The organism is Nitrosopumilus sp. b2, from assembly GCF_014078535.1.
In the GTDB taxonomy this organism is placed as follows: Archaea; Thermoproteota; Nitrososphaeria; order Nitrososphaerales; family Nitrosopumilaceae; genus Nitrosopumilus; species Nitrosopumilus piranensis.
The window spans coordinates 401,538-421,528 of sequence record NZ_MU078702.1 but is presented as its reverse complement, the minus strand read 5'-3'; the positions used below and the strand labels follow the sequence as shown (position 1 = coordinate 421,528).

Below are 19,991 nucleotides of genomic sequence, written 5' to 3'. Positions count from 1 at the left end.
ATACTTGTACGTAGTTTTTCATATGAAAATGGAAAAAATTCTAAGCAAAATGATGGATACAATGAATTCTATAAAAACACCAAGAATAACTGCACTTAGGGATCTTCATGATGCTGAAACGGGTCCATTTAGTATATTGATAGGAACGATTCTTTCAGCAAGAACAAAAGATGAAAGTACAACCAAAGTAGTCAAAGTATTATTCTCAAAATACAAAAATCCAAAGCAACTTGCAAATGCTAAACTAAAAGACATTGAGAAAATAATAAAACCAATTGGTTTCTATCATGTAAAATCTAAAAGAATTATTGAAGTTGCAAAGATAATTGATTCAAAATACAATGGTAAAGTGCCTGAGGAATTAGATATTTTGGTACAATTACCAGGAGTAGGAAGAAAGACTGCAAACTGTGTCCTAGTTTATGCATTTGAAAAACCAGCAATTCCAGTTGATATTCATGTTCATAGAATTTCAAATAGACTTGGACTAGTTGAAACAAAGAATCCTGAAGAAACAGAACAAGAGTTAATGAAAAAAGTAGATAAAAAATTTTGGATTGATATTAACGATACTTTTGTAATGTATGGCCAAAATATCTGTAAGCCAATTTCACCAATGTGTGATGTATGTAAGATTAAAAAAAGTTGTAAATTTTACAAATCTAAGAACGTTTCTTAGTTAGAAACAACACACCAACTATTACTCCAATGCCTGCTGCAACATAAAATGGAAACATTGCAAATGCATTCTTTGATGGATCACCAGATAAAAACTCTAAAACTAGACTTCCTGAATTAACTGCAGGAGGATCAGTAGAACCTTCCATTCCATGTACAGAGTAAGAACCAATTGCAAATTCTCCAATGTCTAGATTAGTAACTACGATTCTTGCTCCATTATTTACAGTAAGTCCAGCTCTATCAGTAAATGATATGATTGATTTTGCTTGTGGATACCAACCTCTTTCCAAGTCACTATGAACAACAATGTATCCTTCTTTTGGAGTCTGTACTGCAACCCAGAACTTGTTATCAGGAATTGAACCCATTCCTACTTCGATGAATTCATCTTCCGAGTTAGCATCATAGAGTCTAAAAACTGCATTTCCATTAGGATTTGCATAAATTAGATTGTTATCAATTGTTACTTGCCAGCTTACTGCATGAACATCATCTAGTTGAACAATAGGCGCATCACGTAAAATGCGGTTAAATTCTTGGGCAGGGATCTCTATCGTATCAATAATTAATGAAGGATTAACTTCCTGTGCAAATGCAGGAGTAGCAAAAATTACAGAAAGTAAAATTATTACAAATAGATATCTCATTGAGCTAGTCCAAGTCTGATTGAATAAATAGTTAATCAACAAAAGGTTTTGGATGATTTAGGATTAATTGAGCAACTTCTGGTCTTAAAATGAATTCAGAAGGCGCTTGCCCGTTTTGAATCATCTCTCTTAATGCAGTTCCACTGATTTGCTCTTTGTCATCATTGTCATGTGGACATGCCTTTGGTGTTGTGTATGTAAGACATTTTCTACAGTAGAAGAATGGTGGGAAGAATACTGGAGCAATATCTAGTTCAGGATAATCTGAAAAGATCTCTTGAGCTGCAAATGGTTCATAGAATTTTCCGACGCCAGCATGATCTCTACCAATAATAATGTGAGTGCATCCATAGTTTTGTCTCATGATTGCATGATGAATTGCTTCTTTTGGTCCAGCATATTTCATCTCAGTATGTAGGGTTCCAAGACGACATCTATTTTCTGGATAGTATAGTTTTATCATGGTTTCATAACATTTTACAATAACTTCATCAACAAAGTCACCAGACTTTTTCTTTCCAATAATAGGATTTACAAAAACTCCATCTCTTGTTGTAATTGATGTCTTTTGTAACATCTCATGTGCAACGTGTGGAGGATTTCTTGTTTGAAATGCACAGATAGTTTTCCATCCAGCTTGTGCAAATGCTTCTCTTGTTTGTTTTGGTGTTAGTCTGTATTTTCTAATCTCAGAGTCTTCAGGTCTCTGAATATAATCAATCTTTCCTGAAACAAGATAATCTTTCATTGACATTGTTTTTGCAACGCCTGGATGAGAAGAATCAATTGTTCCGTAGATTCCTTGAGATGTTTTTTCTTTATCAAAAGTATAGACTTCGTCTACATTTAGCACTGCAACTCCTACTCCTTGAGGGTTTTGTAGTAGAACCTTGCCTGAATCTTTCATTTTAGAGCTTGTTTGTTCATCAACATCTAGTACGATAGGAATAGTCCATGCTAAATCATTTGCCAATCTTCCTCGTGATACAACACTCTCAAAGTCTTGCTGACCCAAAAATCCTTCCAAGGGGCTAAAAATTCCATCTGCAATATTTTCAACATCATTTGCTAAATCTTCTGAAATTGTAATTGAGAATAATCCAGTGGGATCAACATCTGAAATTCTATTAATTAGTACTCCGCCGTGTGGTTTGATTGAATTACTTTCTGACATACTAATCCGCTCTTTTACGCTCTATATGAAGGCCACACTCTTTGTGTTCTCCTTGTTCCCACCACCATCTTCCTGCTCTAATATCTTCTCCAGACTTGATTGGTCTGGTACATGGTTCACACCCGATACTAGGATAGCCTTTGTCAAGAAGGCTGTTGTATGGTAGATCATATTTTTTTATATGTTCTTGAATCTGATCCCATGTCCAATCAATTATTGGGTTAATCTTGAGGATACCATCATGTCCATGATCTAGTTGAAACATTGTTACATCTTTTCTAATCTTAGTTTGTTCTTGCCTTAATCCAGTAATCCAACCATCAAGAGTATTCAACATTTTGTTCATTGGGTGTACTTTACGTATTTCACAACAAAGCTTTCTGTTTTCAACACTTTCATAGAATAAATTTAGTCCTTTTTCTTTTACCATGTCTTCAACTTCTTTAGTATCAGGAAATAGTACTTCTATTGTAATATTGTATTTTTTTCTCAAAACATCCATAATATCATATGTCTCTTGAGGCAATCGTCCTGTATCTAATGTAAAGAATCTAAATTCTGGATTAATCTTTAACATCATATCCATTACAACTGCATCTTCAGCACCAAAGCTGGAAGCTTTTGCGACTTTAGGATGAAGATTATCTGATGTCCATTGAAGAGCCTCTTGAGCAGTCTTTATCTTTGAATTGAGTTCATCTACTTGTTCTTGCGTAAATCTAGTCACATATTCATTTGAAGCATTTGTTTTATATTGATTACCCGAAGTTTAATCCTAAATTATAAACAAGTAGATTTTCAAATAGAAAAGATGGATGAAACATCTTATGTAGTAGTTTTCCCAACCATATTTTCAAAAAATAAAATTCCGCAATTAATTTCAAATATTAAAAAAATCCTCAAGATAAAAAATCAACAATTCAAGTCTGTAAAACGTGATGGAGAAATTATTCTAGTTGATGCCAATGATCCTGTTTTTGCATCATCCGCAATCAATATGCTTTTTGGAATAAAAGAGATTGCAATAGCAAGAAAAATAAAAAATAATTATCAAGATATTGTTTCAGAAATTACTTCTATAGGAGGCAATTTACTATTAAGAGGAGAAAAATTTTTAGTTAGAGTGGAGGGATCATCAAGAGGATTTCTTGCAAAAGATGTAGAGATTGCTGCAACATCAAACATTATAGAAAAAAAATCAAAACTAGGAGCCCACCCAGGAACTGATCAAAATTATGACAAGTTATTGTATACATATCTTACAAAAAATCATGCATACATCTGTATCTTTTCAGATAAAGGAAAGGGTGGAATTCCATATCAATCACAAAGTCATAAAACAATTTGTGCAATATATGATGAATTGTCTGCAGTCTCTTGTTATGAAACAATAAAGCAAGGTTATGATACAAAAATAATTGTCTGTTATCGACAAAAATCAGAATTGATGAATCTAATCAAAGTCCTTAACCAAATCATTCCACGATTAGTACAAGAAAAAATTGAATTAGAATTTTTTCATCTGAAAATAAATCCTAATGGTGTCAAAAATTATTTGACATACATAAATTCAATTTTAGAAATAATGTTACAATTTCCAAATAAACGAATATCATTGGCTTTATCACCACTAGTATTTTCATCAGATTTTCTAGATAATTCAATAAGACTAGTATTTTCAAAGAAAAAAATTCCATTAATTCCATTGTCTGGAGTAGATACAAGTTTGTTTGATGAAGCAAAAGAAATTGGATTAGAGAGAAGCATCAAGAAATTAGAAAAAATTGTTACAATTGGTTCTAATGAAATTCCATCTTTTGCAAAAAAAGAGGTAGAAAATGCCCTAAAAACAAAAAAATTGATTTCGATTCAGGCAGGACCAAACAATGTTCATGACATTTTAGATTCATTAGAAGAAAATCACTGAGAATTTAAACGGCATATTTGATTCCAATATTGTGCTCAAAATAGGAGAATTCATCTACCCATGGGGAAGTGGTCATTATTCTAGAATGATGAGGCTAAATGAGGTACTCGGTGATCACATTAAAGAAGATTTTGAAGTTCATTTTTCAAGTAAAGATCATGTTTATGAAAAATTACTAAAAAAATTTCCAAATGAAAGAGAAAAAATTCATGAAATTTTAATGCCGACTCCAATTGATGGAAAGTTTGGACCAAGTGTTTCAATGTCGTTGATGAATTTACTATTACCAATTTCAAAAAATCCACCACTTGTTAGACAAATTGCAAATTATCTTAAAGAAGAAAGAAAGCTCTACAACAAAGAAAAATTTGATTTAGTGATAAATGATGGTGATATGGGCTCTAACATATTAGCAAAAAATAGAAACATACCGAGTTTATTCATAACAAATCAATTTAGACCCAGACTATACAGTTCTAGATCATATCTGTATCCTTCCCTAATTTTTGTTGCAAAACAAATTTTAAAAGCGTCAAAAATTCTTGTAGCGGATTCACCACCCCCTTATACAATGTGTGAATACAATTTAAATTTCATAAAAGAAGCTGAAGATAAGGTAACCTATGTGGGGCACTTTACAAATACCAAAAAAATTAACAAAGTTAAAAAATCTGATCTTGAAAAATTAATTGAAAATAATGAATATGGTTATTGGATGAGAACAGGAAATAAATCAACAAATGATGGAACTGGTCAGAGATATGAGGAAGTATTTGATCAAGACGAGATGAAAAAAGAAAAAAGAATAATTTCGCATGCAAGAAATGATCCTAAAATTGATAGAGTGATTGGAGAGGATAGAAATGAATATTCCATATCAGATGCATTAGATAAAAAAATAGATTGGATTCAAATTGATGTTGGATTTCTTTCAGAGCAAGAAAAGTATACAGTATTAGATTTTTGTAAATATGCAGTAGTTAATGGCTCCCACACTGTAATGGGTGAAATTATGGGTGGAAGATCAAAACCAATTATTGGAATCCCAATTTATGATGAGCATACAAATAATATAAGATGGGCTCAAGAAAAGAACCTAGGAATACTAGCTACAAAAACAAAGCAGGTTATTGAAGGGATTTTCAAAATTAAAGAAGATTATGAGGAATTTGAAGGGAATTTGAAGGAATTTTCAAAGAATTTTGTTCCTAACGGAGCAGAAAATTCAGCAAAGATTGCGGCTCAAACCTTAGAAGAAAAGAGATAATACATTATTTTTAGAATTTGGCTTCATCTGGCACGCGGGATTTCGATGGGCGAACGGACCGAAAGGGATGATGAAAAAATCCGCGTGTCAGATGTATATCGATCAATTAACAATGTGGGAACGCTTTTATGGAAAAAATTAAGCCAAATCATCAGTGCCTAACTGTCCAGAATGTACATCAAGAGAGAAAAAGAAGATTGAAGCCAAGTATATGGAAGATTTTCCAGAAGAAGAAGACAGGAGCAGAGATGCATTGTTCAAATTATTTGATGAAATTGATATTCCAATGAAAATGGATGAAAAGAATCGAAGACATTTCATCTGCAAGCGATGTGGCCTTTATGCTACAAGAGAAGAGATATCAGATATTAGATTCAGATTAAATCAAAAAGAAAGAACCCGTGATGACAAACATGATGACTATTTAGAATGGTGGTCAAAAAGCAAGAAAGAAAAAGCTGAAAACTAGAGTGATTTTACTATGGTAAAAAAGAAGAAAGAAGATGAAATTCCTGAATGGGTTACAGATGAAATTCAGAATGCAAAATTCAAAAAACCTGAAGAATTAAAAAAATCTGGATATATTTTAGAGTTTTATTATGAAGATAACAAAATTGATGTTCAATTGTATGATGCTGTAGAGGATGGACGACATATAGTAACTATGGATGTTCCAAAAAGTATCAAAATGGATAATTTGTTAAAAGGAGAAGTTTACGAATTTGTTTTTGACCAACACAAAGCACCACTTAGCAAAAAAGTCTCAGAATACTTGATAAAAGAAAAAGAGATAGAAATGAATGCAATTTATCAATTTGATTTAAAGTCACTTGAATTGTTAGATGTAGGCTCTAGTGAAGCCGAAGATGATGCTGAAGAATGAACTTGGAATCACTCTACAGAATCTAATTGCTTTTTGAACGACTTTCCAAGAATAGGGTTTATGAAATAAGGAAATGTATGCTTTAGCCAAACAGCACTTCTTACTACAGAAGGAACAATAATTTCTAGTCTGGAAGAATTTGCTGCTTTTAGAATTGCTTTTGCAACAGTTTTAGAACTAAGTGATGTTGGAGAATATTTTGGCATCTTTTCAAATGAGGGATGATCAAAGAAGTCTGTTCTAACCATAATTGGACTTACAACAGTAATTCCTACCCCAGTATCTATTAGTTCATGTTTTAAGCCTTCAGAGAATCCTAACATTGCAAATTTTGATGCACAATAAGATGCAATTCCTGGAAGACCAAAACTTGCAGCAACTGAAGCAACATTGATAATATGACCAGACTTTTTATTTAGCATTGATGGAAGGAAATTTTTTATGCAATACACCATTCCAAAATAATTTGTTTCCATTTGAGATTCAATCTCATCAATTGATATATCTTTGACAGAACCATATATTGCAAAACCTGCATTATTCACTAGTATATCAACTGAAGGGAATTTTTCTAAAACAGTATTTGACATTTCTTTTACTTGAACTTTATTTGATACATCACACGGATAAACAAGTGTTGACACTTTGAATTTTTCTAATTCATTTGCAACTTTATCTAGTTTTTCTTTTCTTCTTGCAACTAAAATTATATTGGCACCCAATTTTGCAAATTCAATTGCTGTTTGTTGTCCAATTCCAGATGATGCACCAGTTATTAGAACATTAGTATTTTTAAAATCCACAATTTGAAAAGATCATTTAGAGATAAAGTGGTTTCTATAAAAAAATATTAGATTACACAGGGATCTGTGCCATTAGCAATTTCTACGGAATCAATACCAAAATCTCCATCATGATCTGGTTACCCATTTAAGATATTGATTGGTTTCAAAGTTGGACATGCATAATCAGCATCATTATTATCTTCAGGGGAAGCAAAAACATCAAGGTAGAATCCAAGGGTTATCAATCATGCAATTGTGAATGCAACAAATGCAAACAAAATTTGACTTTTCAATAGTATATTTACATAATATTTCATTAATATATGAAGATCAAATTTCCCAAAATCGGGAAATATTATTTCTATGTTGCTTGTGGTTTTGAGATCCTACTCAAAGCCAGCTTTACTAAAAGCAACCAAGTAACTACAATTGGGACGTAGTATGTTGCAATTCTCCAACCAATCACTGCATCCCAAGCTAGGCCACCCTCAGAGATATCAAAATCAAATGGATTTAGATTGTTCAGATATGCAACAATTCCAAATTCAGCAAGACCAGAACCACCTATAGTAATTGGAAGATTTCCAATTGCATTTGCCCCCATTACTGCCATAATAGAATCAAATGCACTAATCACATATCCAGTTCCCATTGCAATTATCATAAACGAAATTCCATAAAATGACCAAGATGCAAGTGAAAACAAAAATGATACTGTAAAGACTTTTTTTGATTCAGAAGTTCTTAGATTCTTTCTGCTCATAGTACATACTTCTTCCATCCAGGAATTTGTCTGCTCAATATACTTGACACCCTTTTCTTTTCCAAACTTTTTAGCAAGATTTCCAAAGACTTTGGGAACTTGGAATGTGTGCTTGGAAGACAAGAAGAAAAGAATCATCCACAAGGCAGTCACAGTAATGCTAGTCCCCAAAACTACTGCTGCAACTACATATGCACCATGGAGTAGTGCAATTATTCCTGCCATTATAGATAACAAACCGCCTGCAAATACCTCAGTGACTATATCCATGATAGCAATCCATGTTGATTTTGAGGGTTTTACTCCCTTTTTGTGTAAATAATAGATTACAATAAACTCTGCGCCAATAAACATTGGAGTAGTAAATTTGATAAATTCACTACCTACACGAACTCCAGTTAATTTCAAAAAAGAGTCAAAATTGCCAAGATACTTTCTGGTAATATATGCAAACTTGACTCCCTGAAGACCTAATTTGATTAGCATTGCTACAACTGCTCCAACAAATGGGAAAAAACCAATTGCTAACACATCCTCTAATTTAATATCAAATTGAATAGCTATAATGAAAATTGGAATAAGTGTGGCAGGAATAGCTGCAAGTCTCCAGTTCATCTAATAATTTTTTTGAAGAATCAAATATGAAAGTTGAGAAAGCCAGTTGCAGAGAATTTTTTACGCCTAGAATTAGGCACAGGTTTTGTTCTAAATTGAATTTCTATGGTGGTTTTGAAGTTCTTCTTTAATTTCATTAAATGATGAATCTAGTAATTCATAGTCTAAGAGATTGTTTTCTTTTAATAATTTTACAACCAGTTCTTTTAGATGCATTTCCTTTTCAAGTACGTTTTGCTTCACAAATAATGAAGAATTTTGTTAGTTAAAGATCAGACGGAATTTAATTGTGATTTTTAGTGCTAATTTGATATTTTCATAATCATAATCAAGCTAGTTTGAAATATGAGCAAATTTAGAACCAGACTGAATTGAAAACTATTTTTGTTTCTGGAACTGCAGGTTCTGGAAAATCATTACTGTCATCAAAATTATATGATTACTACACAAAGAATGGAGCATTCACATCCATTTTGAATTTAGATCCCGGAGTAGAAAATTTACCATATAGTTGCGATATAGATGTAAGAGATTTTGTAGATATTGTATCTATCATGCAACAATACGATCTAGGTCCTAATGGAGCATTAGTCATGGCAGCTGATTTGATCGCATCAAAAATAGATGAGATTCAAAACGAAGTAAACAGAGTAAATCCTGATTATCTAATAGTTGATACACCAGGTCAAATTGAGTTATTTGCATATCGTTCTAGTGGACGTTTCCTTATAGACAACATAACATCAGAAGAAAAAACAAATATCTTTCTTTTTGATGGTGCATTAATTACAACGCCAGTAAATTTTGTTTCAATTGCACTTCTTGCTACGTCAATTAGATTACGTCTGAATTTACCTACAGTCAATGTATTAACAAAGACTGATCTTATTGGAGCAAATCTCAAAAATATTTTGCAATGGTCAACTAGTTTAAGTACATTAGAAAATGCCATTGCAAAAGATGCAGATGGTGATACCTATGCTTTGACTACAAATATTTTGAGAGGCTTGAATCTTAGTGGGTTTGCACAAGGATTGATTCCAATTTCAAATGTTACAGGAGATGGGTTTGTCAATCTTGAAGGAGCCCTTAGCAGAATTCTTAACTTGGGCGAGGAGGTAGAAGACTAGTGGTATCAAAAATTACAGTAAAGGCACCTTCATCTACTGCAAATTTAGGTCCAGGATTTGATGTGTTTGGTTTGGCAGTAGATGCGTTTTACGACATAGTAACTCTAACTAAAACCAAAAGTGGGATTAGGATAGTTACAGATGACAACATTCCAACAAATCCACAAAATAACACTGCAGGACTAGTTGTAAAAAATATGAAGAAAAAATTCAAGATAAAAAGTGGAGTTGAGATAAAAATCAAAAAAGGTGTTCCGGCAGGATTTGGAATGGGAAGTAGTGCAGCTTCAGCTGCAGCTACTGCAGTAGCATTTGACAAATTGTTTGGATTAAAACTGGATGGAAATTCACTAGTGAAGTTTGCAGGATCAGGTGAGAAGGCTAGTGCAGGTTCTGTGCATTATGATAATGTAGCAGCTTCTGTTTTAGGCGGATTTGTAATTGTCAAAACAGATCCATTACAAGTAATTAGAATAGATCCTCCAACAAATCTTAGAATGTGTGTAGCTGTTCCAAAACTTGATGTCCCAAAAAAGAAGACCAAGGTTTCAAGAGGAGTTATTCCAAAAAAAATTAAACTAACTGACAGTGTTTTGAATTTATCAAATGCATCAGCAATTGTTGTAGGATTTATGAAAAAAGATTCAGATTTGATTGGCAATTCAATTAAAGATGTGATAGTGGAACCTGCGAGAAAACATATGATTCCAGGATTCTCCAAAGTTAAGCAAAATGCCCTAAAAGCAGGTGCATTAGGCGTTACAATTAGCGGTGCAGGACCATCTGTAATTGCCTTTTCAAAGAGTTCTGCAGATTTGAAAAAGATCAGCTCAGCAATGTCAAGGGGATTTGCAGCAGCAAACACAAAATGTCAGACAGTAATCTGCAAGCCAAGTAAAGGTGCAGCAGACAAAAGAAAATAATTTGGTGGAATTATGAAAAAATCAGTTGTTGTTTTTAGTGGCGGGGTTGACTCTGTTTGTGCAGTATCATTTCTAAAGTCAAAGTATGAGTTGTATGGAATTACCTTTTCATATGGACAAAAGGCAAATATGGAAATTTCTGCTGCAAAATCTTTTGCAAAAAAATTGGGACTAAAACAGCACAAAATTATTGATATTGGTTTTATGAAAGAACTTTACGGTGATTCTAACGTTTTAACTAGCTCCAAGAGAAAGATTCCAAGCAAGTTTGATTACTCCATTGTAGTTCCAATTAGAAATGCAGTGTTTCTCTCAGTTGCATCAGCCTGGGCATATACTCTTAATGCATCCCTAGTAGTATATGGTGCCCATACTGGAGACAAACATTATCCTGATTGTAGGCCAACTTTTGCAAAGAAATTGGAATCTGCATTTAATCAAGGTGAGATAGATGGAATTAATTCAAAATTAAGAAAAAAGATAGAGATTTGGTCCCCATACAAACAAGGATTATCAAAAAGTGATTTGTTAAAGGAAGGAGAAAAATTGTTGGGTAATTCTATCTTTAAAACTTGGAGTTGTTATTCAAATAAGAAACTTCATTGTGGAGTTTGCGAATCATGTAATAACAGAAAAGCTGCATTTGAAAAAGCAGGCATTATAGACAAAACAAAATATCTAAAATAATTTTCAGTATTTATTTCTAAGAATCTTCTTTTTTAGAATGAATCCTCTTATTCCAATATACCAGGCTAAGAAGATCAGTCCAGTAATTCCCCACCAGATATAGTTTTGAATTTCAGGTGAAAGTTCTGTGAGAGTTCCAACAACTTCTCTTGCTACAAGCATACAGATTGCAAGAACTATTGCAAATTCAATTGCATACCAAGTAAAGCTTGGCCAAGATTCTTTTGGAATGTGAGCAATCTTTCTTCCATCATCCATAATTTTTTTGAGATAGAATCGCTATTTAATTTTTCAGATATCAGAAGGAAGAATCAGAGGCACGTTTTCTAATCATAGTCATAATACCTTCTTTTTCCTCTTTATTTTCATAAATTCCTCTAAATGCTGATGAGGAAAGTGTTGCATCATTTCTAACACCGCGCATTTTCATACAGAGGTGCTCTGCATCAGCTAAAACCACTACTCCTTTTACTCCCTGAGAATAGAGTTCATCTGCAATATTTTTTGTTAATCGTTCTTGGATTTGGAGTCTTTTTGCATATTTTTCTACTAATCTTACTAATTTTGAAATTCCAAAAACCCTTCCATTTGGGGAATATGCAATGTGAATTTTTCCAAAGAATGGAAGCATATGATGCTCACACATTGAATAAAATTGGATATCGCGTGCAACAACTACATCAGAGTCTTCTGAGAATTGTACGGTTAGTTCTGAATCAGAGTCATATCCCAAAAAAATTTCTTTGTACATGTTTGCAATTCTTTCAGGGGTTTCACGTAAACCTTCACGGGTTGGGTCTTCTCCAACTTCAATGATTAATTCTCTGACAAGTTTCTTTACGCGTTCTTTATCCATTTTGATGATTTCAGACGCTTTTCCTAGTATTTGAACCTAATCTGATTTTCAGGCAGGTGATAACTATGGTGCCCCAATAAATTTATGCAATTGAGGAACAACCTTGACATCAATGTAATGTGGATAAACAATATCATACAAACTCAGTAAGAGATCAAGGGTTGGCTCTGCAACACCATATGTTGGTTGAATAATAAATCCATCAATGTCGTCTTTTGATATTATATCAAAGATTTGATTTACTAGTTCTTGAAAATCATCAGGTTTAGTTTTGGAGCTTACAACTATTTTGATGTAAGTTGTTTTTTTTGCATCTACAGAGGATTTTAGACATTTCATAGTATGTCCAATTAATTTTTCATAATGTTGCGAGTCGACAAAGTCTGAGTCTTTTGTTTTGAATTCAATCTTTATAATGTCAATAAATGGCAAAACGTGATTGAATCTATCAATATCAAAGCATGAGGATTCAAGATAGGTAGGTATTTTTTTGTCTTGAATATGCTTTGCAAGAAATGCTACTGCTTGATGTTGAATGAGTGGATCACCACCTGTGAAATTTACTTTGTATGTTTGATTTTTCAAATTAGAGTCAATTAGTTGATTTGCTTCTTCAATGGAATATTCTGTTCCAGAGTCAAGTGGAAGAGATTCCTTGGTATCACAATAAAAACAAGTAAAGGGGCATCCTGCAAGTCTTATGAAAAGTGTCTTGGTACCGTAAAGAATTCCTTCACCTTCAACTGACGTAAATATCTCAAATAGTCTTACTTTCAAGTAATAATAGTAATTTTTTTCATTATTTATTCAATGAGTTTCTAATGCATTACTGGTTCTTTTGAGTAGAATAATCCAGAGATGAAAAATACTATTCCTAGAATTCCAATAGTACTTCCAACAAGTTCTATTTGATTTTGGAAATCTCCTTCCATTGGAGCCCATAACAAGGCCATCAAGGCACCAACTACAATCATTGGAATTCCCACTCCAACTGTAATTGCTTTAGATACCATGCTCAATCCTGTTTGGAAAATGTATAATAAGTTTATGATGATTTTTGTGGATTTGAAAATTATTGACGGAGATTAACTACGAGTTGTTTTGCAGTAATGATGTTGTTTTGAGAATCATAGCTAATTACATAGAGTAATGCATATGAACCATTTGGAAATGGTGTAACGTTATTGATGGTTATACTATCATCGGTTGTAAATTTGACAACATTTGGTGTGCAACTAACACAACCTATTTTGTAGTTTTTAGCTGAACTATCATGATTCCAAGTTATCTCTACAGTTGCTGAATCGCCATTGTAGTTTGAAACAGATGTTCTAACAGTATCTAGGGGTTCGGCAAATGCTTCGTTTGTAGAAATGACACCTATTACTAATACCAATAGTGCTAGTAATGCTAAACTCTTCAATTCTCTTCCTCCAAATCGTTTCGTAATTTGACCATATTTAGAAGATCTTTTTTGTAAATTTCAACTACGCCTAGTCTTTCTAGTCTTTTCACTGCTCTCCACATTGTGGTTCTTGGTTGAAGGAACTTTTTTCTTAGATCACTTTCAAAGACTTGGCCATCATTTTCAGAGATAAATTTGACAATCTCTTTGTCGTCTTCTCTCATGTCTGGTCTAAGTTTGAAAATTGTTTCAGGATTTAGTGAATCTAGTTTTGTTGGTTTTGTAGTTTGGATTGTATTTGTTTGTAATTGAGGTTTTGATTGTCTCTTTTTTGCTACAATCACGGAAGCAATTGCAGCTGCTGCAATTGAACCAACTATCAAACCAATAGTAACAGAATCAAATGAGAATTCAGATGGAGTTGCAGGAACATCTGCTGGTGTACTAAAAATATAGTCAATTTGTGCAGGGCCGGTAGGAATTTCTAATTTAATTTGGGAATCTAGTTGCTCCATGTTTTCAGGCAAGATATTCATTCCCACAATAACGGAATTTTCTGGCATTAGTAAAGAGTAGTTTGTAGGAGAATCAAATGAAAATGTCCATACTCTACCTTCTTTAGAAATTAAGTCATGAATATCATAGTTAACGGTAATAGAGGAATAATCACTTGTTTGAATCACCGCCTTGTCTTCAATTACATTTCCAGATAATGTAGTTCCATCTTCTGCAATTGCAAAGAAATTATCAATTGAGGGACCAAAAAGACTAAGTTCATAGTTTGAAGAATTCACATCAATTTGAGATGAGATATGAGTAGAACCATCAGTATTGATGATTAGGTCAAGAGTTCGAGTAGTGGCAAATGAGGTCTGCAAAGGTATCGTTAGTGCTACAACTAGAAGTCCTGCAACGATCAGGGGTGCATTAACCATTGTATCGATGATACTATCAGTCCTTACAAAAAGCATTCCATCTTCTCGAAACTCTGTCCTATAAATTGGTACGATTTGTGGGTTCATTGGCTAATACCTTAGGTTCATGCTCTCCACAAGTCCCTGAAATCTCTTGAACTCCTGGAAAAACTGAAGTCCTTTTTCAGTGATTTGAAAGACTCTATTTCTGTCGTTTTTGACAGACTCGACTAAGCCTGCTTCTACCAGTTTCTCACACTTATCTAGTACTGCATAGTGAGATAGGTTGGCTTTGCGAGATATTGCAGATACAATGATTCCATCACGACCGCCATCAGCAGTAACGTTTAGGATATCACCCATGATGCCCATTTCGGACCTGTATTGTTGTTTTGACATGGTATAGTATACAATTAATTAGTTATTGAGGAACATTTTGAAACACCATAGCGGAACGCAAAGCGGAACGCCGATTTGACTTGGAAAAATGGCTAATTTTTGACAAAATCGTTGCGGGAAAGAAAATTCCTAGAAATTTTGTGTGTATTTTTTTGTTTGAAAAATTGTCATTTTCTTGTAAAAGTTTGGTTTTTTGAAAAATTGGAGAAAAATGTCTTAATTTACAAGATTTTCAAGGAATTTGGTATATAAAGAACAGAATGTTTCCTGTTCGTTCCTAATCTATCAATTTGATGTGTACTTCTTATGGTAAAACCCCAGAATAGAACTATTGGTGTTATTGCTGTTCTTTTGATGCTTGGGGCATCCCCAATAACTGTAACCTATTCGTTTGCAGATAGTACTGGAGTTTATGAGTCAAAAGCAAGTTCCAAAAAAGACGGACTAGAAGTAATTCTAACTGAAAAAGTGGTTGATGGAAAACTCCTTGTTCAGCGCTATGTCTTGCCAGATGATACTTCAAAAGACGACATGCAGAGAATGCTATCTACTGAATCATCAGGATGGGCATATATCAATTACAAGACGTATAATGCAGGAATTACTCTCTTTGATGGAAAGGCAATTAAGGTCGGGCAAGACTTGTGGGAGATTTCAACTAATGGAATCCTAAGTCTTGAAGAAAAAGAGTTTGACCTAGAATTAAGTGGAAAATCCAATGGTTCTCATGCAGTCATGCATGGAACTACCTCAGATGAGGATCTCAACTACAAAGTCGTATTTTCTGGAAAAGTTTCAGAAAACGAGAATATCTTTGAAGTTTTCTTTAATTCTGCAGCAAATCCTGAGATGGGTCAAAATATCAGATTTCTTCAGATTGGTGCTACCAATTTTGGAAAATCAGTTGATTTTAACCAAGAGTTCAAAAACACAATTTCGGTGAGATAATTCACCAAATTTTCCTTTTTTTGAGTAAAAATCATTCACCTTGTCAGCTTTGAGATCCATAGTAACTTTTTATTCTCATTTTGAAAAGTAAATCATAAAATGTTTGATAAATTCAAGAAAGAAGAGGGTGGAGAGATGGTAGAAGAAAGACCTGAAGAAAATACTACAGAAGAGGCTCCAGAATCTACTGTTACTGAGACTTCAAGTCAGATTGGAATTGGAGAATTGATGGGAAAACGTGCCCAGCTTGAAGAAGCAATTGATTATGTCGGTTTAATGATTAAAAATCTCAAAGATAAACGAACTATGCTTGAGAAAGATATTGAGGAAGAATCAGTAGATATTAAGAATCTCAAAGAGAAATTACAAAAGGTCAGTGAATATATTGAAGAAGAAAACAGAGGAATTTCACAACTTGCTGAAAAAAGAAAGCAAGTAGAATCTGAAGCAGATGAAGTAGGCTCCATAATCAACAATTTACGAGAGAAGTTATCAGGTGTTGATAGAATTATTGATGATGAAGGTAGCCGAGTAAGAAAGATAAAAGAATCTCGAGAGTCAGCAGAATAGTTTTATTAAAATTTTAAAAAATTTTCTAATTCAGATCATTTGGATTTTGACCCACAACACTTTGATTCTAATTTAGATAATTTATCAGATTCCTTCTGAGCTTTTTCAGCTTCTCTTTGAGCTTTCTCCTCTTCAATCTAATCCAATCTCTTCTGCATATGCAAAAGAATTTGAAGATACTCCGATAACAAATACTGTAAATGCAAATATAAAAATTATTTTCTTGTCAAACGAAATAGAGTTTTTTTATTCCCATGCCTCTCTAGAGATAGAGATAGTAAAATTGAATATAAGAAAAAGAATGTGATCAGTAGTAAGTATTATAACATATCAAACAGTTTTTTTCAAAAATTAATTTCTAGTAAAATTTAGAGGTTGTAGCAGTGGATGTACTTGCATCAGATGGAACTGATGGGAACATTTGTCCTGCAGAACTTTCTGCTACTGCTGCAGCTTCTTTGAGAATATTTTCAGATTCAGCGTTTGTGGTCTCATCCATTCCAAAGGCAGCATCGCCTGAGAAACTCTCAGTCATAAATCCGCCTAGCATTTCAGCCATCTGACCAATTTCAGCCTCTGCACCTGGCATTACTTTTCCAAGTGAGGATTTGAGATTCTTCATTAGACCCATAGTTGGCATGATAGCAACTACAGTATCTCCAAGATCACTAAATGTTGTTAATCTTAATTCAATTTGCTCTAATGCAATTCTTGCACCGCTCATAATTTTGATAACTTTTCTAATTTCTGCAAGCTCATTTCCTAAAACTTTGCTTGTCTGAGTATCATGTTTTTGTGTTGCCTCTACAATTCTTGCAAATAGTTTTCCATCGCGCTCTTGTAAGCTAGAAAGCATAGTATCTAATTTTTGAATTTGTAATCGTAATTTTTTGACTCCTTCTTGAACTCTTGGTTTTAGTGCACCTTTTGGCTTTACAACATCATTGATTTTTTCACCAATGCTAGGAGTTGGAGGTTTGGTCCACTTTTTACTCAAATTAGCCATGATTTTGCTTTAGAAAAACGTACTTAATTTCAAGTGTTAAGAATGATTCACAGCATGTGTAACTTCACTAACAAAGGTAAAAAAACTAGCCCAAAAATCTATTTACTGTTTTTCGTGGCATAAATCATGAGTGCGTCTTTTGGTTTTGATTTGCCCAATAATTCCAAGGAACTTACAGACAAGGAATATGTGAATCTAGTAAATCGAATAAGAGGTAATTTTCTTAGCTATGTTTCAGTATTGGATTCAACTCTTACAGTGATTATTTCAGATCTGTTTCTAAGAGACAAAAATGATTTTGCCTTATGGGCAAAAACTGTTTTTGATGAAGATAGAACAGCATCATTTGGAACAAAGATAGTTTGGATTTCAAGAATCATGAAAAACCACGAAGATTTCAAAAAAGAGATTGATGAGAAAACAAGAGTAAAGATTCAACAAAAGCTAAATGAAATTAGAGAGATTAGAAATGATTTTGCACATAATTTTGCACATAACAAAAATGTAGAACCTGAAAATGTAAAAAACAGAATTATCAAGCTATATGATTTTGAAGAAGGAACAACTACTCCAAGATTATTCAAGATGCAAGAAATTATGGATTTGATAAATGATCCATGGATTTTAGAACATCTTGAAAAATTAGAAATGCTAACAAAAAAGATAAGAGAAAATTAGAAATTTATTTTTATAATGGAATGTAGGCTTTATTTTAGTGAATAAAAAAATAGTAATCATTCCCATAGTTATAATTATTGGAATTTTTATAATGAATTTTTTATCAGAAGAATCTGATGAGAAAAATAATGTTGTTTTTCATGTAACATTGGCAGATCCTAATTTGTATATTGATGGAGTTTATTCAGATACATTTGAGATTGCTAGTGGGGAATATTCATTTAGATTTGTTCCAAATGGCAGTAGCCCAGAAATTTTATCCATTTCACTAAATGGTGAAAAGATAGATTTTTCAGAAGATTTCAAATTACAGAGCACGTTACATGAGACAGGGATTTCACAGTATTTTACATGGGAGTATATTGGGCAAAAAGAAATTTCTATTTCAGAGAATCAGCAGATTATAATCACTATTAATCCAAATGGAAATGTGATGGGTTCAGTATCAATTGATATTTTACAAAATTAGAAGAGGCGTAATCCCCTTCATTGCAGAACAATGAGAGATTCCCTCTCTATGTCAAACGGCTATTGCGTTTGATTGCCTATGTAGTTCTGCGGGGTTACGCGATTTTAGTCGATAGGAATTATATCCTTCGGCATTATTTATTATAGGAACTTCAAGTATTTAATACTTAATCTTATAAATTATAAATAATTCTTTATTTTTTGAAAAATTTTATTCCTATTTATTAAAAATCGATCTATAAATTACGAATTTTTATTCTAAAACTATTGAGCTTATCAGGAAAGGTTGCCCTAGTAACAGGTGGTAGTAGAGGAATTGGATTTGCTACTGCTAAAATTTTATCAGATAATGGAGCTAGTGTAGCAATTACAGGAAAAGATCCAGACCGATTAGAAGAGTCAGCTACTAAGATTTCTAATTCATTTGCAATTGTTGCGGATATAAGGAATTCAGATCAGGTAAAAAATGCAATAGAAAAAACTATTGAAAAATTTGGTAGACTAGATATTCTTGTAAATAATGCAGGAATTTTTCCAAGAATAAAACAACTACATGAGATTGAAGAAGATGAATGGGATGAAGTTTTAGATGTAAATCTTACAGGACAGTTCAGAGTCACAAAAGAGGCAATTCCTCATTTACAAAAAACATCAGGTTCAATAATCAATATCTCATCAGATGCAGGCTTAAAGGCATATCAAGGATTTAATGCTGATGCATATTCTGCAACAAAGGCTGCATTAATTGTACTTACAAAATGTTGGGCCCTTGAATATTCAAAAGATAAGATTAGAGTAAACTGTATCTGTCCAGGAGTGGTAGATACTGATATGACAAAACCGTTTGTAAAAACCCAAAAAGATAGAGATTTCATGGATGCAGAGCATCCACTAGGCAGAATGGGAAAACCTGAAGAAGTGGCAAAAGCTGTACTCTATTTTGCCTCAGATGATGCATCTTGGACTACAGGAGCAATTCTTGCAGTAGATGGAGGGGAATCTACAAAATAAATTCACATGAATTTAATATCACCCAAAGAAGATGAATTATGATGAAGAGTAGAAAAGCAAAAGCAAAACTGATTATATTGTTAGGAGTTATTTGGGTAATTGTTTCCTTACCACTTCCATGGATTGTAAATAATCCACTAGTTTCAGAATCTCAGTTTTTCACAATTCTTGGAATTATCGGTATTGTTTCTATTCCATTTATTGCACTTGGAGTAGTATGGACACTAAAACCAGAACTTACAACCTAGGTATAG

General features: G+C 33.1%; 28 protein-coding genes. 14 read left to right on the top strand and 14 right to left on the bottom strand.

Translation table 11 applies throughout. From position 1 onward, the window contains the following. Positions 1 to 28: 28 nt before the first annotated feature. Positions 29 to 679, top strand: a complete 651-nt coding sequence (nth, locus tag C6989_RS02490; RefSeq protein WP_148702531.1) for an endonuclease III domain-containing protein — start codon at positions 29 to 31, stop codon at positions 677 to 679. Here nth and C6989_RS02485 read toward each other — a convergent pair. Genes C6989_RS02485 through C6989_RS02475 form a run of 3 tightly spaced genes read right to left on the bottom strand, consistent with a single transcriptional unit; the run spans position 663 to position 3,229 of the window. Next, positions 663 to 1,328, bottom strand: coding sequence for a hypothetical protein (locus C6989_RS02485; protein WP_148702530.1), 666 nt, complete (start codon positions 1,326 to 1,328; stop codon positions 663 to 665). The genes nth and C6989_RS02485 overlap by 17 nt on opposite strands. A 31-nt stretch (positions 1,329 to 1,359) precedes the next feature. Beyond that, a complete protein-coding gene (gene sat / locus C6989_RS02480; protein ID WP_182126261.1) occupies positions 1,360 to 2,502 on the bottom strand; it encodes a sulfate adenylyltransferase in 1,143 nt (380 codons plus the stop codon). Position 2,503: 1 nt separating this feature from the next. After that, on the bottom strand, positions 2,504 to 3,229 hold the full coding sequence (locus C6989_RS02475; protein WP_148702528.1) for a phosphoadenylyl-sulfate reductase: 726 nt from the start codon (positions 3,227 to 3,229) through the stop codon (positions 2,504 to 2,506). 84 nt (positions 3,230 to 3,313) lie between these two features. On the opposite strand from C6989_RS02475, the gene C6989_RS02470 reads away from it, so the two are divergent. The 4 genes from C6989_RS02470 to C6989_RS02455 all read left to right on the top strand — a co-directional run bounded on the left by C6989_RS02470 (position 3,314) and on the right by C6989_RS02455 (position 6,579). Further along, complete coding sequence (locus C6989_RS02470; RefSeq protein WP_182126260.1) at positions 3,314 to 4,429, top strand: THUMP domain-containing protein; 1,116 nt, start codon at positions 3,314 to 3,316, stop codon at positions 4,427 to 4,429. A 31-nt stretch (positions 4,430 to 4,460) separates the two neighbouring features. Next, positions 4,461 to 5,696 carry a glycosyltransferase gene (locus tag C6989_RS02465; protein WP_148702526.1) on the top strand — a complete coding sequence of 412 codons (1,236 nt, stop codon included), beginning with the start codon at positions 4,461 to 4,463 and terminating at the stop codon, positions 5,694 to 5,696. Between the two features lie 154 nt (positions 5,697 to 5,850). Continuing rightward, positions 5,851 to 6,165: a hypothetical protein gene (locus tag C6989_RS02460; RefSeq protein ID WP_182126259.1), complete on the top strand. Its 315-nt coding sequence runs from the start codon at positions 5,851 to 5,853 to the stop codon at positions 6,163 to 6,165. A 12-nt stretch (positions 6,166 to 6,177) separates the two neighbouring features. Next, positions 6,178 to 6,579 carry a hypothetical protein gene (locus C6989_RS02455; RefSeq protein WP_148702524.1) on the top strand — a complete coding sequence of 134 codons (402 nt, stop codon included), beginning with the start codon at positions 6,178 to 6,180 and terminating at the stop codon, positions 6,577 to 6,579. Between the two features lie 8 nt (positions 6,580 to 6,587). On the opposite strand, the gene C6989_RS02450 is transcribed toward C6989_RS02455, so the two are convergent. The 3 genes from C6989_RS02450 to C6989_RS02440 form a co-directional block, all read right to left on the bottom strand. Next, on the bottom strand, positions 6,588 to 7,382 hold the full coding sequence (locus C6989_RS02450) for an SDR family NAD(P)-dependent oxidoreductase (RefSeq protein WP_182126258.1): 795 nt from the start codon (positions 7,380 to 7,382) through the stop codon (positions 6,588 to 6,590). A 343-nt stretch (positions 7,383 to 7,725) separates the two neighbouring features. Continuing rightward, positions 7,726 to 8,742, bottom strand: coding sequence for a lysylphosphatidylglycerol synthase transmembrane domain-containing protein (locus C6989_RS02445; protein ID WP_148702522.1), 1,017 nt, complete (start codon positions 8,740 to 8,742; stop codon positions 7,726 to 7,728). Positions 8,743 to 8,832: 90 nt separating this feature from the next. After that, positions 8,833 to 8,985 carry a hypothetical protein gene (locus C6989_RS02440; RefSeq protein ID WP_182126257.1) on the bottom strand — a complete coding sequence of 51 codons (153 nt, stop codon included), beginning with the start codon at positions 8,983 to 8,985 and terminating at the stop codon, positions 8,833 to 8,835. Between the two features lie 128 nt (positions 8,986 to 9,113). Here C6989_RS02440 and C6989_RS02435 point away from each other — a divergent pair, with 128 nt between their 5' ends. The 3 genes from C6989_RS02435 to C6989_RS02425 are packed head-to-tail and all read left to right on the top strand — an operon-like array spanning position 9,114 to position 11,482. Next, positions 9,114 to 9,872: an ATP/GTP-binding protein gene (locus C6989_RS02435; RefSeq protein WP_148702521.1), complete on the top strand. Its 759-nt coding sequence runs from the start codon at positions 9,114 to 9,116 to the stop codon at positions 9,870 to 9,872. Further along, positions 9,872 to 10,795, top strand: coding sequence for a homoserine kinase (locus C6989_RS02430; protein WP_148702520.1), 924 nt, complete (start codon positions 9,872 to 9,874; stop codon positions 10,793 to 10,795). Before C6989_RS02435 ends, C6989_RS02430 begins: the two co-directional genes overlap by 1 nt. Before the next feature lie 12 nt (positions 10,796 to 10,807). Beyond that, positions 10,808 to 11,482, top strand: coding sequence for a 7-cyano-7-deazaguanine synthase (locus tag C6989_RS02425; protein ID WP_148702519.1), 675 nt, complete (start codon positions 10,808 to 10,810; stop codon positions 11,480 to 11,482). Between the two features lie 3 nt (positions 11,483 to 11,485). Here C6989_RS02425 and C6989_RS02420 read toward each other — a convergent pair whose 3' ends face one another. The 7 genes from C6989_RS02420 to C6989_RS02390 all read right to left on the bottom strand — a co-directional run bounded on the left by C6989_RS02420 (position 11,486) and on the right by C6989_RS02390 (position 15,056). Beyond that, positions 11,486 to 11,740 carry a hypothetical protein gene (locus C6989_RS02420; protein ID WP_182126256.1) on the bottom strand — a complete coding sequence of 85 codons (255 nt, stop codon included), beginning with the start codon at positions 11,738 to 11,740 and terminating at the stop codon, positions 11,486 to 11,488. A gap of 40 nt (positions 11,741 to 11,780) precedes the next feature. After that, positions 11,781 to 12,338: a GTP cyclohydrolase I FolE gene (folE, locus tag C6989_RS02415; RefSeq protein ID WP_148702517.1), complete on the bottom strand. Its 558-nt coding sequence runs from the start codon at positions 12,336 to 12,338 to the stop codon at positions 11,781 to 11,783. Between the two features lie 63 nt (positions 12,339 to 12,401). Continuing rightward, positions 12,402 to 13,115, bottom strand: a complete 714-nt coding sequence (locus C6989_RS02410; RefSeq protein WP_148702516.1) for a 7-carboxy-7-deazaguanine synthase QueE — start codon at positions 13,113 to 13,115, stop codon at positions 12,402 to 12,404. A gap of 41 nt (positions 13,116 to 13,156) precedes the next feature. Continuing rightward, the gene (locus C6989_RS02405; RefSeq protein ID WP_148702515.1) at positions 13,157 to 13,351 is read right to left on the bottom strand and encodes a hypothetical protein; all 195 of its coding nucleotides are present in this window, start codon (positions 13,349 to 13,351) and stop codon (positions 13,157 to 13,159) included. Positions 13,352 to 13,410: 59 nt separating this feature from the next. Beyond that, positions 13,411 to 13,761: a hypothetical protein gene (locus C6989_RS02400; protein WP_182126255.1), complete on the bottom strand. Its 351-nt coding sequence runs from the start codon at positions 13,759 to 13,761 to the stop codon at positions 13,411 to 13,413. Next, the gene (locus tag C6989_RS02395) at positions 13,758 to 14,765 is read right to left on the bottom strand and encodes a helix-turn-helix transcriptional regulator (protein ID WP_182126254.1); all 1,008 of its coding nucleotides are present in this window, start codon (positions 14,763 to 14,765) and stop codon (positions 13,758 to 13,760) included. Before C6989_RS02395 ends, C6989_RS02400 begins: the two co-directional genes overlap by 4 nt. A 3-nt stretch (positions 14,766 to 14,768) precedes the next feature. After that, complete coding sequence (locus C6989_RS02390; RefSeq protein ID WP_182126253.1) at positions 14,769 to 15,056, bottom strand: winged helix-turn-helix domain-containing protein; 288 nt, start codon at positions 15,054 to 15,056, stop codon at positions 14,769 to 14,771. 306 nt (positions 15,057 to 15,362) lie between these two features. Between C6989_RS02390 and C6989_RS02385 the strand changes: the two genes are divergently transcribed. Both C6989_RS02385 and C6989_RS02380 read left to right on the top strand, forming a co-directional pair. After that, the gene (locus C6989_RS02385) at positions 15,363 to 16,004 is read left to right on the top strand and encodes a hypothetical protein (RefSeq protein ID WP_182126252.1); all 642 of its coding nucleotides are present in this window, start codon (positions 15,363 to 15,365) and stop codon (positions 16,002 to 16,004) included. Positions 16,005 to 16,103: 99 nt separating this feature from the next. Then, the gene (locus tag C6989_RS02380) at positions 16,104 to 16,574 is read left to right on the top strand and encodes a transcriptional regulator (RefSeq protein ID WP_182126251.1); all 471 of its coding nucleotides are present in this window, start codon (positions 16,104 to 16,106) and stop codon (positions 16,572 to 16,574) included. Between the two features lie 358 nt (positions 16,575 to 16,932). On the opposite strand, the gene C6989_RS02375 is transcribed toward C6989_RS02380, so the two are convergent. Continuing rightward, entirely contained in the window at positions 16,933 to 17,580 is a 648-nt protein-coding gene (locus tag C6989_RS02375) for a Snf7 family protein (protein WP_148702510.1), read from the bottom strand. Between the two features lie 126 nt (positions 17,581 to 17,706). Here C6989_RS02375 and C6989_RS02370 point away from each other — a divergent pair, with 126 nt between their 5' ends. The 4 genes from C6989_RS02370 (at position 17,707) to C6989_RS02355 (ending at position 19,985) form a co-directional block, all read left to right on the top strand. After that, positions 17,707 to 18,258 carry a hypothetical protein gene (locus C6989_RS02370; RefSeq protein WP_148702509.1) on the top strand — a complete coding sequence of 184 codons (552 nt, stop codon included), beginning with the start codon at positions 17,707 to 17,709 and terminating at the stop codon, positions 18,256 to 18,258. A gap of 37 nt (positions 18,259 to 18,295) precedes the next feature. Next, positions 18,296 to 18,727: a hypothetical protein gene (locus tag C6989_RS02365; protein ID WP_182126250.1), complete on the top strand. Its 432-nt coding sequence runs from the start codon at positions 18,296 to 18,298 to the stop codon at positions 18,725 to 18,727. 266 nt (positions 18,728 to 18,993) lie between these two features. Then, positions 18,994 to 19,737: an SDR family NAD(P)-dependent oxidoreductase gene (locus C6989_RS02360; RefSeq protein ID WP_148702507.1), complete on the top strand. Its 744-nt coding sequence runs from the start codon at positions 18,994 to 18,996 to the stop codon at positions 19,735 to 19,737. A gap of 41 nt (positions 19,738 to 19,778) precedes the next feature. Beyond that, positions 19,779 to 19,985 carry a hypothetical protein gene (locus tag C6989_RS02355; protein WP_148704082.1) on the top strand — a complete coding sequence of 69 codons (207 nt, stop codon included), beginning with the start codon at positions 19,779 to 19,781 and terminating at the stop codon, positions 19,983 to 19,985. Positions 19,986 to 19,991: the final 6 nt, after the last annotated feature.